We start from the raw sequence: 14,666 nt of genomic DNA, 5'->3' as shown, positions 1-14,666 counted from the left end.
AAGGGGGGACCGGATGGATGAACGCCTGCGTTTTTCATCTTTCGTGGTTACCCCTTTTTTATTTGCCTGAGCAATGAAATTCGCCCTACGGGGCACCGCTTTGTGACGTTAAAAATCGCCAGGTGCGATTTGAGGTTGCTGTCGAGGAATACGCAAATTTTATGAAGCCGCTTTTTAGCAGGGGGCCTTCCCTGCAATTACGACTTTTTCTTGCTGTCGTTACCGCGATTGTCGTGATCGTTGCGGACAGTCGGCTCGGTTCGTTCGTCAAAATCAGAACGTACATGGACACCACCGTCAGTCCATTCTATTTTCTGGCGAATGGGCCCCGTCAGGTTCTGGACAATATGTCTGCCTCACTGGCAACCCGTGAGCAATTAGGCCTTGAAAATACCGCGCTGCGTCAGGAACTGTTGATGAAAAACAGTGACCTGTTGCTGCTAGGCCAGTTCAAGCAGGAAAATGCGCGCTTACGTGAACTGCTCGGCTCGCCGCTGCGTCAGGATGAGCAGAAGATGGTGACACAGGTGATGTCCGCCGGAACCGACCCTTACAGCGATCAGGTGGTGATTGATAAAGGTCAGTCGAACGGCGTGTATGAAGGGCAACCGGTCATCAGCGATAAAGGCGTGGTGGGTCAGGTTGTAGCGGTTGGTCAGTTTACCAGCCGGGTTTTGTTGATTTGTGATGTTTCCCACGCGTTGCCGATTCAGGTGCTACGCAATGATATCCGCGTGATTGCCGCCGGCAATGGCTGCGCCGACGATCTGCAACTCGAACACTTGCCTAACAATACCGACATCCGAGTGGGTGACGTGCTGGTCACATCGGGTCTGGGCGGTCGTTTCCCCGAAGGGTATCCCGTTGGTGTGGTGTCATCGGTCAAGGCCGATACACAGCGAGCCTATACGATTATTCAGGCACGTCCGACTGCGGGGCTACAGCGCCTGCGCTATCTGCTCTTACTGTGGGGCGTGGAAAACAACTCCAATACGGCGCTGCCGCCAGCGGAAGTACATCGGGTTGCCAATGAGCGCCTGATGCAGATGATGCCACAGGTTTTACCGTCGCCTGACGACATGGGACCGCCGCTTCCTCCTGATACCGCTACGCCCACCGCCGAGCCGCAAAGAGGCCGCCAATGAACCGTTATCGCAGGCATGGCAACTGGATTATCTGGCTTTCTTTTCTGATCGCCATGGTTTTGCAGATTATGCCGTGGCCGGATGAAATCTACATGTTTCGCCCCTCCTGGCTGACGCTGTTTCTCATTTACTGGGTGATGGCATTGCCACATCGGGTGAATGTCGGCACAGGATTTATATTAGGTCTGATTATGGACCTGATTCTTGGGTCTACACTGGGAGTACGGGCGCTGGCGCTGAGCATTGTTGCTTATCTGGTCGCCTTTAAATTCCAGCTATTCCGAAATATGGCGTTATGGCAGCAGGCATTAATCGTCATGTTGTTGTCGCTGCTAATGGATCTCACGGTATTCTGGGCAGAATTTTTAGTTATTAATGTCTCTTTCCGACCGGAAACACTCTGGAATTGCGTCGTTGATGGCGTACTCTGGCCGTGGCTGTTCCTGCTGATGCGTAAAATTCGTCGTCAGTTTACTGTGCAATAAGGTGATTCATGACTCAGCTTTATCTGGCCTCCGCTTCTCCTCGCCGTCGCGAACTGCTCACGCAGCTCGATATTCCTTTTTCTGTACTGAATGTCGCGGTGGAAGAACAGCGGTTACCGGAGGAGGCGGCGGAAGTTTATGTTCGGCGTCTGGCGCATGAGAAAGCGGCTGCGGGTGTCGTGGCGGCCCCGTCTGATTTACCGGTTCTGGGTGCCGACACCATTGTGGTGCTGAACGGTCAGGTATTGGAAAAACCACAGGATGAAGCCCATGCGGCAGCGATGCTGAGTCAGCTATCCGGGAAACCACATCAGGTGATGACAGCCGTCGCGCTGGCAGATAAAGACGATGTATTGAGCTGTCTGGTGATAACCGATGTCGTCTTCCGTCCGCTCTCGCAGCAGGATATCGAACGGTATATCGCCAGCGGCGAACCGATGGATAAAGCCGGGGCTTACGGTATTCAGGGCAAAGGTGGATGCTTTGTCCGGTCGCTTAACGGGAGCTATTACGCGGTGGTTGGGTTGCCGCTGGTAGAAACCCATGAGCTATTCAGTAATTTTGCTGCGTTGCGGAGTGCAAGAGGAAAACATGACTGCTGAGTTACTGGTAAACGTTACACCGTCAGAAACGCGCGTTGCCTATATCGATGGCGGCATTCTGCAAGAAATTCATATTGAGCGTGATGCGAAGCGCGGCATTGTCGGTAACATTTATAAAGGCCGCGTGAGTCGCGTCCTGCCGGGCATGCAGGCGGCGTTTGTGGATATCGGTCTGGATAAAGCGGCATTCCTGCATGCGTCCGATATCATGCCGCACACCGAATGCGTTGCCGGTGACGAACAGAAGAATTTTCACGTCCGTGATATTGCCGAACTGGTGCGTCAGGGGCAGGATCTCATGGTGCAGGTGGTTAAAGATCCGCTGGGAACCAAAGGCGCACGTCTGACGACGGATATCACGCTGCCATCGCGCTATCTGGTGTTTATGCCGGGTGCATCGCATGTCGGCGTGTCACAGCGGATTGAGAGCGAAGCGGAACGCGAGCGCTTAAAGAAAACTGTCGCCGAGTATTGTGATGATGACGGTGGTTTCATCATTCGTACCGCTGCGGAAGGCGTCGGTGAAGAAGAGCTCTCGCAGGATGCGGCGTTCCTGAAGCGTCTGTGGGGCAAGGTGATGGAGCGCAAAAAGCGCAACCAGACCAAATGTAAGCTCTACGGTGAAGTGGCGCTCGCCCAGCGTATTTTGCGTGATTTTGCTGGTGCCGCGTTGGATCGCATTCGGATTGACTCCCGACTGACATATGAGGCGCTGCTGGAATTTACCGCCGAATATATCCCAGAGATGACCTGCAAACTTGAACACTATGCGGGTAAACAGCCGATTTTTGACCTGTTTGATGTGGAAAATGAGATCCAACGTTCACTGGACAGAAAGGTTGAACTGAAGTCTGGCGGCTATTTGATCATCGATCAAACCGAAGCGATGACGACCGTCGACATTAACACGGGGGCATTCGTCGGCCACCGCAATCTGGATGAAACCATTTTCAATACCAACACGGAAGCGACGCAGGCGATTGCACGACAGCTGCGTCTGCGTAACCTCGGCGGCATCATCATTATCGACTTCATCGATATGAATAATGAAGATCATCGTCGGCGGGTGCTGCATTCTCTGGAGCAGGCGCTGAGTAAAGATCGGGTCAAAACCAGTATTAGCGGCTTCTCTCAACTAGGATTAGTGGAGATGACGCGCAAACGCACGCGTGAGAGTATCGAACACGTGCTGTGTCATGAATGCCCGACCTGTAATGGTCGTGGCACGGTGAAGACGGTAGAAAGCGTCTGCTATGAAATCATGCGTGAAATCGTGCGTGTCCACCACGCTTATGACACCGATCGTTTCCTGGTCTATGCCTCACCGGCAGTCGGGGAAGCGCTGAGAAGTGAAGAATCGCACGCGTTAGCTGAGGTCGAAATTTTCGTCGGCAAACAGGTCAAAGTACAAATCGAACCCCTGTATAGCCAGGAGCAGTTTGACGTCGTCATGATGTAAATTCGTGCGCTCGTCGTCGGCGACGAAAGAAGGAGAAATTAGTGAGGCGACTGCCCGGAATACTCATCATCACGGGTGCCACTCTTGTCGTGATGGTAGCGCTGTTAGTCAGCGGCTTAAGACTGGTGCTGCCACAGCTCGATCACTTCCGGCCACAGCTGGTGGCCTGGGCGCAGTCTGCTGCCGGTGTTCCGTTAGAAATCGGCTCGATGACGGGGCGCTGGGAGTCCTTTGGCCCCACGCTGGAAATTGAAAAGCTTCGCACGTCCCTGCCGGAATCGGACTGGCAGGTTGAACGCATTACGCTGGCGCTGGATGTGTGGCAGTCGCTGCTACACGGGCGCTGGCAGTTTCGCGATCTCACGTTTCACCAATTAAAACTGGATATTAATAGCCAATTTACCGGGCAGCAGCAGGATAGCAAACTGATGGAATCAGGAAAGGTCAGCGATCTTTTCCTGCGCCAGTTTGACCACTTTGACCTGCGTGACAGCCAGATTACCTTTCTTACCCCTTCCGGTTCCCGCGCGGAGCTGAGCATCCCGCAACTGACCTGGCTGAATTCCGAGAAACGTCACCGGGCGGAAGGCTTGATCAGCCTGTCGAGTTTTAATGGTCAGCACGGCGTCGTGCAGATGCGCATGGACCTGCACGACGATCAGGGGCTGCTCAGCAACGGCACGTTCTACCTGCAAGCTGACAATATCGATATGAAGCCTTGGCTCAGCCGCTGGATGAAAAACACGACCGGGCTGGAAAGTGCCGACTTTAGTCTGGCAGCCTGGTTGAACGTCCGTGACGGCGACATCCACAGCGGTGATGTGTTCCTCAATCACGGAACGGCAGGCTGGGGTGAAGGCAGCGATGCGCATCGCCTGAATGTGGATGACATGACGCTGCACATTGGCCGTCAGGAAAATGGCTGGCAGGTGGATGTGCCTGAATTGAATGTGGCAACGGATGGCGTCGCCTGGCCGAAAGGTCGGCTCTCCGCGCTCTGGCTGCCAAAAAATGAACACATGCTAGGGCCCGATCGGCAGGAAGAGCTGCGCGTTCGAGCCAGCAACGTAGCATTGGAGCGGGTAAGCACGCTGCTTCCGCTGCTGTCCGGCACGACGCCAGAATTGAAAGCGCGCTGGGATGAGCTGCAACCGACGGGCACGCTGAATACCGTTGCCGTCGATATCCCTCTGCAACAGCCGGAGCGAAGCCGTTTTCAGGCCAACTGGCAGGATGTGAGCTGGAAACAGTGGAAATTACTGCCGGGGGTCGATCATTTCTCTGGCTCTGCCCGCGGTAGCGTAGAGCGTGGTCAAGTCAGCGTCGCGTTAAAGCAGAGCACGCTGCCCTATGTTGATATGTTCCGCGCGCCGCTGGAAATCAAGCAGGCTAGCGGCACGATTGACTGGCGTAATGACGCACAGGGTCTGGCGCTCTGGAGTCATGGACTGGACGTGCAGGCCAAATCGCTATGGGCTAACGGTGATTTCCGCTATGAACAGCCCGCTAAACAGGAACCGAAGCTGGATATTCTGGCGGGTATTCGGCTGACCGATGCGGCGGATGCCTGGCGCTATTATCCTGAACTGTTTATGGGCACCGAGCTGGTGGACTATCTGAGTGGTGCGCTGAAAGGCGGCCATGTCGATAACGCCACGCTGATCTTTGCCGGTAACCCGCAGCATTTCCCGTATACGCACAACGAAGGCCAGTTTGAAGTCTGGGTGCCGGTTAAAGAGGCCACCTTCGAATTTCAGCCGGGTTGGCCTGCGCTGACGCCGCTGGATATCAATCTGGACTTTGCCAACAACGGTCTGTGGATGTTTGCGCCGCAAGTCTGGCTGGGCAAGGTGGAAGGCAAAAACATTAGCGCGGTCATTCCCGATTATGAAAAAGAGATGCTGCTCGTCGATGGCGAACTGGACGGTCCGGGGCCTGAAGTGGGGAACTATTTTCATCAGACGCCGCTGAAATCCTCGCTGGGTACGGCGCTGGATGAGCTGAAAATTGGCGGGCCAGTGAAAGGCACACTGCATCTGGATATCCCGCTTGCCGGTGACGACGTCCGCGCCAGTGGTGATATCGCGCTGAACAATAACAGCCTCTACATCAAGCCGCTGGATACCACAATTAAGAATCTGACCGGTAAGTTCCGCTATGAAAACGGCAACTTACGCAGTGACACACTTCAAGCGAACTGGATGAATCAGCCGATGGCGGTCAATTTCACGACGGAAGAGCAAGCGAAGGCTTTTCTGGTGAATGTTGGCTTGCAGGGCGACTGGCAGCCTGCGCTCTTGCCCGGTTTACCGGCATCGGCCAGCAAAGCCCTGTCTGGTACGGCTGGCTGGAAGAGTACTGTGGCCGTCAACCTGCCGCATTCCGGTAAAACAACGTATGCTGTTGATGTGCAAGCTGATTTAAATAAAGTAAGTAGTCGCTTACCTAACCCGCTAAGTAAACCCGCTGGCGAGAGCCTGCCGCTGGAGGTAAAAGCTAGCGGTGACCTGAACGGTTTCGCGATGCAGGGACGGCTGGGTAAGGATAACCACTTCAATAGTCAATGGCTGCTGAAAGGCGACACCGTGACGCTGGCGCGAGCAAGCTGGCAGAACGGGGCAACGGCGGCTCCTGCATTACCAGAAGATTCCTCGCTGGTGCTCGATCTTCCGCCGCTGGATGCTGAAAGCTGGCTGGGACTCCTGCCTTCGCTGCGTGCCTCGACATCAGCGGAAGGAAAAAAAGCGCACAGTACGCTTCGTTTCCCAGAAGCGGTGACGCTGCGGACGCCTGAGCTGCAACTGCTGGGGCAGCAGTGGCACGATCTGGAAGTCACGCGTAAAAATACGCTTGCTGGCAGTGAAGTGCAGGCAAAAGGACGCGAAATTGACGGAACGGTTGAGATACCCAATCGCGGCATGTGGCGCAGCGACATCAATTATCTCTACTACAATCCTCAGTGGAAAGGGAATGAAGCGACCAATCCGGTGGCATTAGCAGAGAAAAAATCACCGCTTAATGATCCGAGCATCAGCTTTGAAGACTGGCCGTCGCTGGCGGTTAACTGTCGCCAGTGCTGGATTATCGGGCAGAATATGGGACGTATTCAGGGGACGCTGCTGCCAGAAAAGGAAAAATTAACGCTGGCAGACGGTATGATTGATACGGGCAAAGCCCGCCTGACGGTAAACGGTTCCTGGCAGGAAAACGCGGAAGGCGTGCGGACGGCGCTAAAAGGCCGCCTGACGGGGGATAGCCTGGAGCAGAACGCTAACTGGTTTGGCGTTGATTCACCGCTGAAAGCCGGTTCTTTCGATGTGGACTACGATCTGTACTGGCGTGGTACGCCTTGGGCGCCGGATATTGCCAGCCTGAGCGGAATATTGCACACGCGTATCGGCAAAGGTGAAATTGCTGAGGTCGGCACGGGTCAGGCCGGCCAATTGCTGCGTTTATTGAGCTTTGATGCGCTGATGCGTAAGCTGCGGTTCGATTTTAGCGATACGTTTGGTCGCGGATTTTACTTTGACTCGATTCGCAACACGGCATGGATTAAAGACGGCGTGTTGCATACTGATGATATGTTGGTCGACGGGCTGGAGGCCGATATCGCGATAAAAGGCGATCTCGATCTCGCTAAGCGACAGGTCAATATGGAAGCGGTTATCGCTCCGGAAATTTCCGCGACGGTGGGGGTGGCGACCGCATTTGCCGTTAACCCGGTTGTCGGGGCCGCGGTGTTTGCTGCCAGTAAAGTGTTGGCACCGCTATGGAACAAGATTTCGCTGATTCGCTACCAGATTTCCGGTAGCCTCGATCAGCCAAAGATTCAGGAAGTGCTGCGTGAGCCGAACAAGAAGAAAGGCGAATAATGCCGTTGGGGCAGCGCAGCGTACTCAGCCGATTATCTGATAAAGAGTGAAAAACTATGAGCCTTTCGTTTGTCAGTGAGCAGTTACTCACCGCCAATAAATTGAATCTTGACGATCTTGCCGCTGTGCTGGGGTCGCTTAATGAGCGTCGACTGGACTATGCCGATCTCTATTTCCAGTCCAGCTACCATGAGTCGTGGGTACTAGAAGATCGCATCATTAAAGACGGTTCTTACAATATCGATCAGGGTGTGGGTATCCGTGCGATTGACGGTGAAAAGACCGGGTTTGCTTATGCCGATCAGATCACGCTGAACGCATTGCATCAGAGCGCGCAGGCTGCACGCAGCATTGTGCGGGAACAAGGCACAGGGACTGCGCACACGTTGGGAGCGGTGTCGCATCATGCGCTTTATCCAACGTTGAACCCTCTGGATAGCCTGACGCGTGAGGACAAAATTGCGCTGTTGCAGCGTGCCGATACGGTCGCGCGTGCCGCAGATGCGCGCGTGCAAGAAGTGTCAGCCAGCCTGACCGGCGTGTATGAGCTGGTGCTGGTAGCGGCGACGGACGGTACGCTGGCGGCGGATGTGCGCCCGCTGGTTCGTCTGTCGATCAGCGTGCTGGTTGAATCTGAGGGTAAACGTGAACGCGGTTCGAGCGGCGGCGGCATGCGTGGCGGCTATGACTATTTCTGGGAAGTGGCTGACGGCGAAGCGCGCGTTGACGCCTGGGCGAAAGAAGCCGTGCGGATGGCGCTAGTTAACCTGTCGGCGGTGGCCGCTCCTGCCGGGCCAATGCCTGTGGTGTTGGGTGCTGGCTGGCCGGGCGTACTGCTGCATGAAGCAGTTGGTCATGGTCTGGAAGGTGATTTTAACCGTCGTGGTACATCAGTATTCAGCGGGCAGATGGGGAAACTCGTTGCGTCAGAGCTGTGTACGGTGGTGGACGACGGCACGCTGGCCGGGCGTCGCGGCTCGCTCTCGATGGACGATGAAGGCGTTCCAGGGCAATATAATGTCCTGATCGAAAACGGTATTCTGAAAGGCTACATGCAGGACAAGCTGAATGCTCGTCTGATGGGCGTTGCGCCGACGGGTAACGGTCGCCGCGAATCTTATGCGCATCTGCCGATGCCGCGTATGACGAACACCTACATGCTGGCCGGTAAATCCACGCCGGAAGAGATTATCTCCAGCGTCGAATACGGCCTGTATGCGCCAAACTTTGGCGGCGGTCAGGTCGATATCACCTCTGGCAAGTTCGTCTTCTCGACATCCGAAGCATACCTGATCGAAAAAGGTCGAATTACTACGCCAGTCAAAGGTGCCACGCTGATTGGCTCCGGCATTGAAGCGATGCAGCAGATCTCGATGGTCGGCAACGATCTGGCGCTGGATAAAGGCGTCGGCGTGTGCGGCAAAGAAGGGCAAAGCCTGCCTGTCGGCGTGGGTCAGCCTACGCTGAAGCTGGAAAGTCTGACCGTCGGCGGCACCGCATAATTCGTTTTGTACCCCCCGAGTTTCCTTTAAAACCGTGCTTTATTAGCACGGTTTTTTTATGTAGCGGAGTACACAATCAGGACACAGCGGCAATAATCGATTTGAGCTGCTTGATGTGTATTTCATCCCGCTGTACCAAAACGTCTTCCTTAATCTTGAGAACAATGCCTTTTAACAGGTCTGTTGTGCTGGAGATGTTTGTCGTGGTTTTTAGTACATCAATGTCTGTCGCGACATGTCGACCTTTAAGCGAAAGACGTTTCTCGGATTTTCCTTTTGCCAAATCACTTTGTAGAAAACGCGGGATATCTTTTGCCGCTGCGTGGTCAGCCGCCAGTGTGTGCAGATAATATTTCATCAGCGTGGGAATAAAATCGGGCTCCCCACCTAATTCGCAACTTGCCAGATTCAGGATGTCTATCATGTGTGCGGGCACTCTACTTTCCAACGCTTTACGTTGCACATCCAGCGCTTTCTTAATCAAGGGGGTAGACTGATGGGGGATGATGGCAACATTTCCGCAGCGTTCGCAAACGCCAACCAAAACCTGTCTCACCACGCCGCTATTATCGCTAAACGGGACGTCTTTAAGCTGAAACGTCGCGGTTTCAAGTGACTGGCATGTGTTACAGAGAGCGGCCTGTGTATCGCCGACTTTGAAAATTCTCATGTTATCGCCTCAATGGTGGACGCTAATAAAGACACAATCCGGCTTGGTGAAATACCATTTGATATACCACGGTATTCCCCGATGGCGGCAACGGATGATATGAACATCAATATGCGCTGCAAAATGATGGGGTGAAGAGGAGTAAGATGGCCCGGCAGATTGATAAATAATATCAATGAGTTCTGCTATTGATATTTGTCCGGTTGCCAGCAAATTCTTCGTGCTGATATTCCCTCTGGCCTCATGCAGAACATTACCTGACTGCAAACAGACAATAAGCTGCTTTTTGGCATCCTTGAATCCCATCTCTCACCTATATTGTACGAATTTATTCGTACGTTAGCCATGTGATTTTACTTTCCTGAACGAAGGAAAGAGGTATAACGCACGGATGGCGGGATCGGGATGTGTTTTGTATGAAAGAGGGAAACGCCTCGCATTTTCCTCTTTGCAAAACCTACTTTTTTTCCTCGCTATGATTCTGCCGATAGCCCTGATATGTCAGGGCGACGTTTTTGAAGTATTCCGTCATGTAGTTAATGCAGACTTGTACTTTTAGCGGCAGGTTGTCTTTTCGGGTGTAGAGCGCGTAGACCGGGCGCGGATCGGAGTGGTAGCGGTTAAATAGAATCTCGATTTCACCACGGTTAATTTCGTCGACAACCCACATGAGCGGCACGTACGCGATACCCGCGCCGGCCTTAAGCCAGCGTACCAGCGTTTGTGGATCGTTAGTGACAAAGCGTCCCTGTGGCGTGACGCGGGTCGAAATGCCTTCCGGGGCAATCAGCTCGAATTCGCTGTCGGGACGTACGCTGTATTCCAGCCAGGAAAAATTCACCATATCTGCTGGTTTATCCGGCGTGCCGTGCTGCGCCAGATAGCTTTTTGCGGCACAGACCACCATGGGCATCGAGCCTAAGCGTTTCGAGAACAGGCTGGAATCCTGTAGCGCGCCGACGCGGATAACGATATCCAGCCCGTCAGCAATCAGATCGGGAGCGGGAATTCCGGTGACCAGATTGACGGACAAACCGGGATATTCCTTCAGCATGGCGGCAGTCATGGTGGACAACACATTCTGCGCCATAGTGGAAGAACTGCCGATGCGCAGCGTGCCGATCGGCGTGTTGTTGAAGGCGTAAAGCTGCTCATGGACCTCATGCGCCTCATGCAGCATGCGGCGACAGCCGTGGTAATAGATTTTCCCCGCTTCCGTCAAACCAATGCTGCGCGTACTGCGATTAAGCAGCTTAATCTGTAGCTCATCTTCAAGCTTGGTAACGGTCTGGCTGACGGCGGATACGCTCATCTGTAACTGACGGGCTGCAGCGGTAAAAGAACCAAATTCCACCACGCGGGCAAACACCGACATACTCTTTAGTCTTTCCATTATTCACTCTGGCTTAAAAGTGATTTAGATCACGCTATGTAGATAAGGTGATAATAAGCATCCATAATATAGCCTATCCGATGGTTCTGGGCAGAACAGAGCCATTCAATGATTGTGTTTATTTACCCAATTAGAGTAATACGCTGATTTCCCATCGTTAGTCAGCCCCTGCTGACATCGCTATTCATCAGTTTAACGCTATCCCATCCGTTGGCTGCTCGCCTGCGGGATGAGGCTCTGTTGTCGGTGCTTAAAGGCCGCCAGACGACATAATTTACCACCCGGTAGCGCACCTGCTCGTTACCGCTCTCTAATAGAAAAAGGAAAAGAGGATGAGTTCACTCCCGGTTATGGTGCTGTTCGGGCTGTCATTTCCCCCCGTATTTTTTGTCTTGCTGGTATCGCTGACCCTGTTTTTTGTCGTGAATCGCCTGCTGCAACCGACGGGGATCTATGACTTCGTCTGGCATCCTGCGTTGTTTAACAGCGCGCTGTTCTGCTGTCTGTTCTATTTACTGTTCCGTTACGGTCTGTGAGGTGTCTGTGAAAGCTTTCTTTTTACCCTTGTTTAGACAGCAGGCCGTGCTGATCAAAAAACTGAGCCGCGTGGTCATTACGCTGGTGATTGTGCTGTGTGCGATTGTGGCGATTTTCCGGGTCTGGGCGTTCTATACCGAATCACCCTGGACGCGTGATGCCAAATTTACGGCGGATGTCGTGGCGATTGCGCCGGACGTCAGCGGGTTATTGAGCGATGTTCGCGTTACGGACAATCAACTGGTGAACAAAGGTGACGTGCTGTTTGTTATCGACCAGCCGCGCTACCATCAGGCGGTGGCGCAGGCGGAAGCCGATGTTGCCTACTATCAGGCTCTGGTGACGGAAAAACGTCGGGAATCAGGACGCCGGGCGCGACTGGGTATCAATGCGATGTCACAGGAAAATATCGATCAGTCCAGTAATGCATTGGAAACCGCCACGCACCAGCTTGCTAAAGCGCAGGCGGTATTGTCACTGGCGCAACTGGAGCTGGAACGCACCGTGGTACGTGCCCCTGCCGACGGCTGGGTGACCAACCTGCATGTGCAGAGCGGTGAGTTTATCGAGCGCGGTAACACGGCGGTGGCGCTGGTGAAGAAGGACTCGTTCTACCTGCTAGCGTACATGGAAGAGACCAAGCTTGAAGGCGTGCGTCGTGGCTACCGGGTGGAGATTACGCCGCTGGGTAGCGAAAAGATCTTTTATGGCACGGTCGATAGTGTGGCGGCTGGGGTGAATAACAACAGTAACAGCGCGAACAGTAAAGGCCTGGCCAACGTGGATTCCAATCTGGAATGGGTACGTCTGGCGCAACGTGTGCCGGTAAAAATTCGCCTCGATCGCCAAATGGGCGACCTCTACCCGGCTGGCACTACGGCTACCGTAGTGATCACGGGTGAGCAGGTCAACAATGATAAAGCGCCATCGCCGCTCATCCGTCTCCTTTATCGCCTGCGTGAGTTTGGCTAAGTGAGGCGATGATGAAAACTCCGTCGCTAACAGGCGCTATGTTCTTTACAACGCCGCAGTTTGCGCGCCTTCGCTTCGCTTTCAAACTGAGCTTCGCGATTGTGCTGTCCCTGTTTCTGGGCTTCCATCTCCAGTTGGAAACACCGCGCTGGTCGGTGCTGACGGCGGCGATTGTCGCCGCGGGTCCGGCCTTTGCTGCGGGCGGTGAGCCATTCTCTGGCGCCATTCGCCATCGTGGCATGCTACGCGTTGTCGGCACCTTTATCGGTTGTATCGGCGCACTTGTCATCATCATCGCTACCGTTCGTGCACCGGTTGTGATGTTGATGCTGTGCTGTATTTGGGCAGGCTTATGCACCTGGGTTTCCTCGCTGGTTAAAGTCGAAAACGCCTATGTGTTCGGGCTAGCGGGCTATACCGCGCTGATTATTATTGTGTCGACGCAGGGAACACCGCTGCTGACGCCGCAGTTTGCCGTGGAACGCTGTAGCGAGATTGTGTTGGGCATCGTCTGTGCGATTCTGGCGGATTTGCTGTTCTCACCACGCTCGATCAAGCAGGATGTTGACCGCAGTATCGGTGAACTCTTGGTGGATCAGTATCGGTTACTGCAACTCTGCATGAGCGGGGCGGAGAAAGACGCAATAGACAAGGCATGGCACGCACTGGTGCGCAAAACAACCGCGCTAAACGGCATGCACAGCAGCCTGATGTTGGAGTCCTCGCGCTGGCAGAACAGCAATCGCCGTTTAACGTCGCTGCATACGCAATCGCTCACGATGATTACACAGGCGTGTGAAACCTACCTGATTTTGCAGGACGCCCCGACTCCCGTAAAAAGCGGCCTGAAACAGCTGTTGGATCAGCCTGTTGAGTCGTTTCGCGACGTGCATTGCCGTGTGAAAACATTGCGCCAGCTGATTGCGGCGGACAGCCGTGACGTGCCGCCGATGCTGAGCAGTTGGGTCGGAGCGGCGACGCGCTACCTGCTGTTGGCGAAGGGCGTGCAGACCAACGGACGTATCAATACGATTGAAGCTGACGTGCTGAACAGTGAAGTGGAAATTAAAGTGCCATCGGCTGAAACCCATCACGCCATGATTAATGGCTTACGCACTGGCGTAGCGACGGCGTTGGGTTGTCTGTTCTGGCTGAGCACTGGCTGGACTTCTGGCAGCGTGTGTATGGTGATGATTGCGGTGGTGACGTCGCTTGCCATGCGGTTGCCGAACCCGCAGATGATGGCGAAGGATTTTCTTTTCGGGACGATCTACGCGCTGCCGCTGGGGGCGCTGATGTTCATGTTTATCATGCCGTCAACGCAGCAAAGTATGCTGCTGCTGTGCCTGAGTCTGGGGACAATGGCCTTCTTCCTCGGCCTTGAAGTACAAAAACGTCGACTCGGCTCACTGGGTGCACTGGCCAGTACGATCAATATTCTGGTGTTAGATAACCCGATGACGTTCAACGTCAGTCAGTTTCTGGACAGCGCGATCGGCCAGATCATCGGCTGTTTTCTGGCGTTGATGGTGATCCTGTTGATCCGGGATAACACCAAGGCACACACGGGGAGAACGCTGCTGAACCGCTTTGTGTATGGCGCGGTCTCAGCACTGACGACCAACACGGCGCGTCGCAAGGAAAACCACCTGCCAGCGCTGTATCAACAGCTGTTCCTGCTGCTGAGCCGCTTCCCTGACGATATCGCCAAGTATCGTCTCGCACTGTGGCTAATCATCATGCACCAGCGTCTGAGGACGCTGGATATTCCGCAAAACGCGGCGCTGTCTGCCTTTCATCGCCAAATTCGTGCAACGGCGGAGCAGGTGATTTCGGCCCGACGCGATAGCACGCGCAGCCGCTATTTCACGCAGCTGTTGGACGAGCTTGAACGCTACCAGCAGATGCTGACAGAACAGCAGCTACCGCCGAGCGTAACAGCGCCTGTCGGGCGATTGACCGGGATCCTGCGTGACTATCAGCATGCGCTGAGCAACTAATCTCAGTGGGCGAGGTGGAGCGGTAACTC

The 14,666-nt window shown here is 54.2% G+C and carries 12 protein-coding genes; 9 read left to right on the top strand and 3 right to left on the bottom strand.

The window, feature by feature from the left end; translation table 11 throughout:
* The first annotated feature begins 161 nt into the window (after positions 1 to 161).
* Genes mreC through tldD form a run of 6 tightly spaced genes read left to right on the top strand, consistent with a single transcriptional unit; the run spans position 162 to position 9,065 of the window.
* Entirely contained in the window at positions 162 to 1,145 is a 984-nt protein-coding gene (gene mreC, locus NXT09_RS20375) for a rod shape-determining protein MreC (protein ID WP_268580993.1), read from the top strand.
* Positions 1,142 to 1,630: a rod shape-determining protein MreD gene (gene mreD / locus NXT09_RS20370; RefSeq protein WP_205554219.1), complete on the top strand. Its 489-nt coding sequence runs from the start codon at positions 1,142 to 1,144 to the stop codon at positions 1,628 to 1,630. Before mreC ends, mreD begins: the two co-directional genes overlap by 4 nt.
* Positions 1,631 to 1,638: 8 nt before the next feature.
* Positions 1,639 to 2,232, top strand: coding sequence for a Maf family protein (locus NXT09_RS20365; protein WP_240584312.1), 594 nt, complete (start codon positions 1,639 to 1,641; stop codon positions 2,230 to 2,232).
* The gene (rng, locus tag NXT09_RS20360; RefSeq protein WP_205554214.1) at positions 2,222 to 3,691 is read left to right on the top strand and encodes a ribonuclease G; all 1,470 of its coding nucleotides are present in this window, start codon (positions 2,222 to 2,224) and stop codon (positions 3,689 to 3,691) included. Before NXT09_RS20365 ends, rng begins: the two co-directional genes overlap by 11 nt.
* Positions 3,692 to 3,732: 41 nt before the next feature.
* Positions 3,733 to 7,563 carry an AsmA2 domain-containing protein YhdP gene (gene yhdP / locus NXT09_RS20355; protein WP_268580992.1) on the top strand — a complete coding sequence of 1,277 codons (3,831 nt, stop codon included), beginning with the start codon at positions 3,733 to 3,735 and terminating at the stop codon, positions 7,561 to 7,563.
* 56 nt (positions 7,564 to 7,619) lie between these two features.
* Entirely contained in the window at positions 7,620 to 9,065 is a 1,446-nt protein-coding gene (tldD, locus tag NXT09_RS20350) for a metalloprotease TldD (protein WP_268580991.1), read from the top strand.
* Between the two features lie 76 nt (positions 9,066 to 9,141).
* On the opposite strand, the gene NXT09_RS20345 is transcribed toward tldD, so the two are convergent.
* From NXT09_RS20345 to aaeR, 3 genes are all read right to left on the bottom strand, one after another.
* Positions 9,142 to 9,735, bottom strand: a complete 594-nt coding sequence (locus NXT09_RS20345; RefSeq protein WP_268580990.1) for a hypothetical protein — start codon at positions 9,733 to 9,735, stop codon at positions 9,142 to 9,144.
* A gap of 9 nt (positions 9,736 to 9,744) precedes the next feature.
* Positions 9,745 to 10,041, bottom strand: a complete 297-nt coding sequence (locus tag NXT09_RS20340) for a hypothetical protein (protein WP_268580989.1) — start codon at positions 10,039 to 10,041, stop codon at positions 9,745 to 9,747.
* A 151-nt stretch (positions 10,042 to 10,192) separates the two neighbouring features.
* Entirely contained in the window at positions 10,193 to 11,128 is a 936-nt protein-coding gene (aaeR, locus tag NXT09_RS20335) for an HTH-type transcriptional activator AaeR (protein ID WP_102117075.1), read from the bottom strand.
* Between the two features lie 332 nt (positions 11,129 to 11,460).
* Between aaeR and aaeX the strand changes: the two genes are divergently transcribed.
* The 3 genes from aaeX to aaeB are packed head-to-tail and all read left to right on the top strand — an operon-like array spanning position 11,461 to position 14,637.
* A complete protein-coding gene (aaeX, locus tag NXT09_RS20330; protein ID WP_005975424.1) occupies positions 11,461 to 11,664 on the top strand; it encodes a p-hydroxybenzoic acid efflux pump operon protein AaeX in 204 nt (67 codons plus the stop codon).
* A 7-nt stretch (positions 11,665 to 11,671) separates the two neighbouring features.
* Positions 11,672 to 12,637 (top strand): p-hydroxybenzoic acid efflux pump subunit AaeA, encoded by a 966-nt coding sequence (gene aaeA / locus NXT09_RS20325; RefSeq protein WP_205554334.1) that lies wholly within the window; start codon positions 11,672 to 11,674, stop codon positions 12,635 to 12,637.
* Between the two features lie 11 nt (positions 12,638 to 12,648).
* Complete coding sequence (aaeB, locus tag NXT09_RS20320; RefSeq protein WP_268581012.1) at positions 12,649 to 14,637, top strand: p-hydroxybenzoic acid efflux pump subunit AaeB; 1,989 nt, start codon at positions 12,649 to 12,651, stop codon at positions 14,635 to 14,637.
* Positions 14,638 to 14,666: the final 29 nt, after the last annotated feature.

The organism is Pectobacterium jejuense, from assembly GCF_026800125.1.
GTDB lineage: Bacteria > Pseudomonadota > Gammaproteobacteria > Enterobacterales > Enterobacteriaceae > Pectobacterium > Pectobacterium jejuense.
The sequence above is the reverse complement of the archived record's forward strand: the minus strand, read 5'-3'. Positions and strand labels throughout refer to the sequence as shown.

Bases quoted from the DNA above. Each gene is read 5' to 3' on its own strand.
- mreC (WP_268580993.1), top strand. From the start codon at position 162: ATGAAGCCGCTTTTTAGCAGGGGGCCTTCCCTGCAATTACGACTTTTT.
- mreD (WP_205554219.1), top strand. From the start codon at position 1,142: ATGAACCGTTATCGCAGGCATGGCAACTGGATTATCTGGCTTTCTTTT.
- aaeR (WP_102117075.1), bottom strand. From the start codon at position 11,128: ATGGAAAGACTAAAGAGTATGTCGGTGTTTGCCCGCGTGGTGGAATTT.
- aaeB (WP_268581012.1), top strand. From the start codon at position 12,649: ATGAAAACTCCGTCGCTAACAGGCGCTATGTTCTTTACAACGCCGCAG.
- NXT09_RS20365 (WP_240584312.1), top strand. From the start codon at position 1,639: ATGACTCAGCTTTATCTGGCCTCCGCTTCTCCTCGCCGTCGCGAACTG.
- NXT09_RS20345 (WP_268580990.1), bottom strand. From the start codon at position 9,735: ATGAGAATTTTCAAAGTCGGCGATACACAGGCCGCTCTCTGTAACACA.
- NXT09_RS20340 (WP_268580989.1), bottom strand. From the start codon at position 10,041: ATGGGATTCAAGGATGCCAAAAAGCAGCTTATTGTCTGTTTGCAGTCA.
- rng (WP_205554214.1), top strand. From the start codon at position 2,222: ATGACTGCTGAGTTACTGGTAAACGTTACACCGTCAGAAACGCGCGTT.
- aaeX (WP_005975424.1), top strand. From the start codon at position 11,461: ATGAGTTCACTCCCGGTTATGGTGCTGTTCGGGCTGTCATTTCCCCCC.
- tldD (WP_268580991.1), top strand. From the start codon at position 7,620: ATGAGCCTTTCGTTTGTCAGTGAGCAGTTACTCACCGCCAATAAATTG.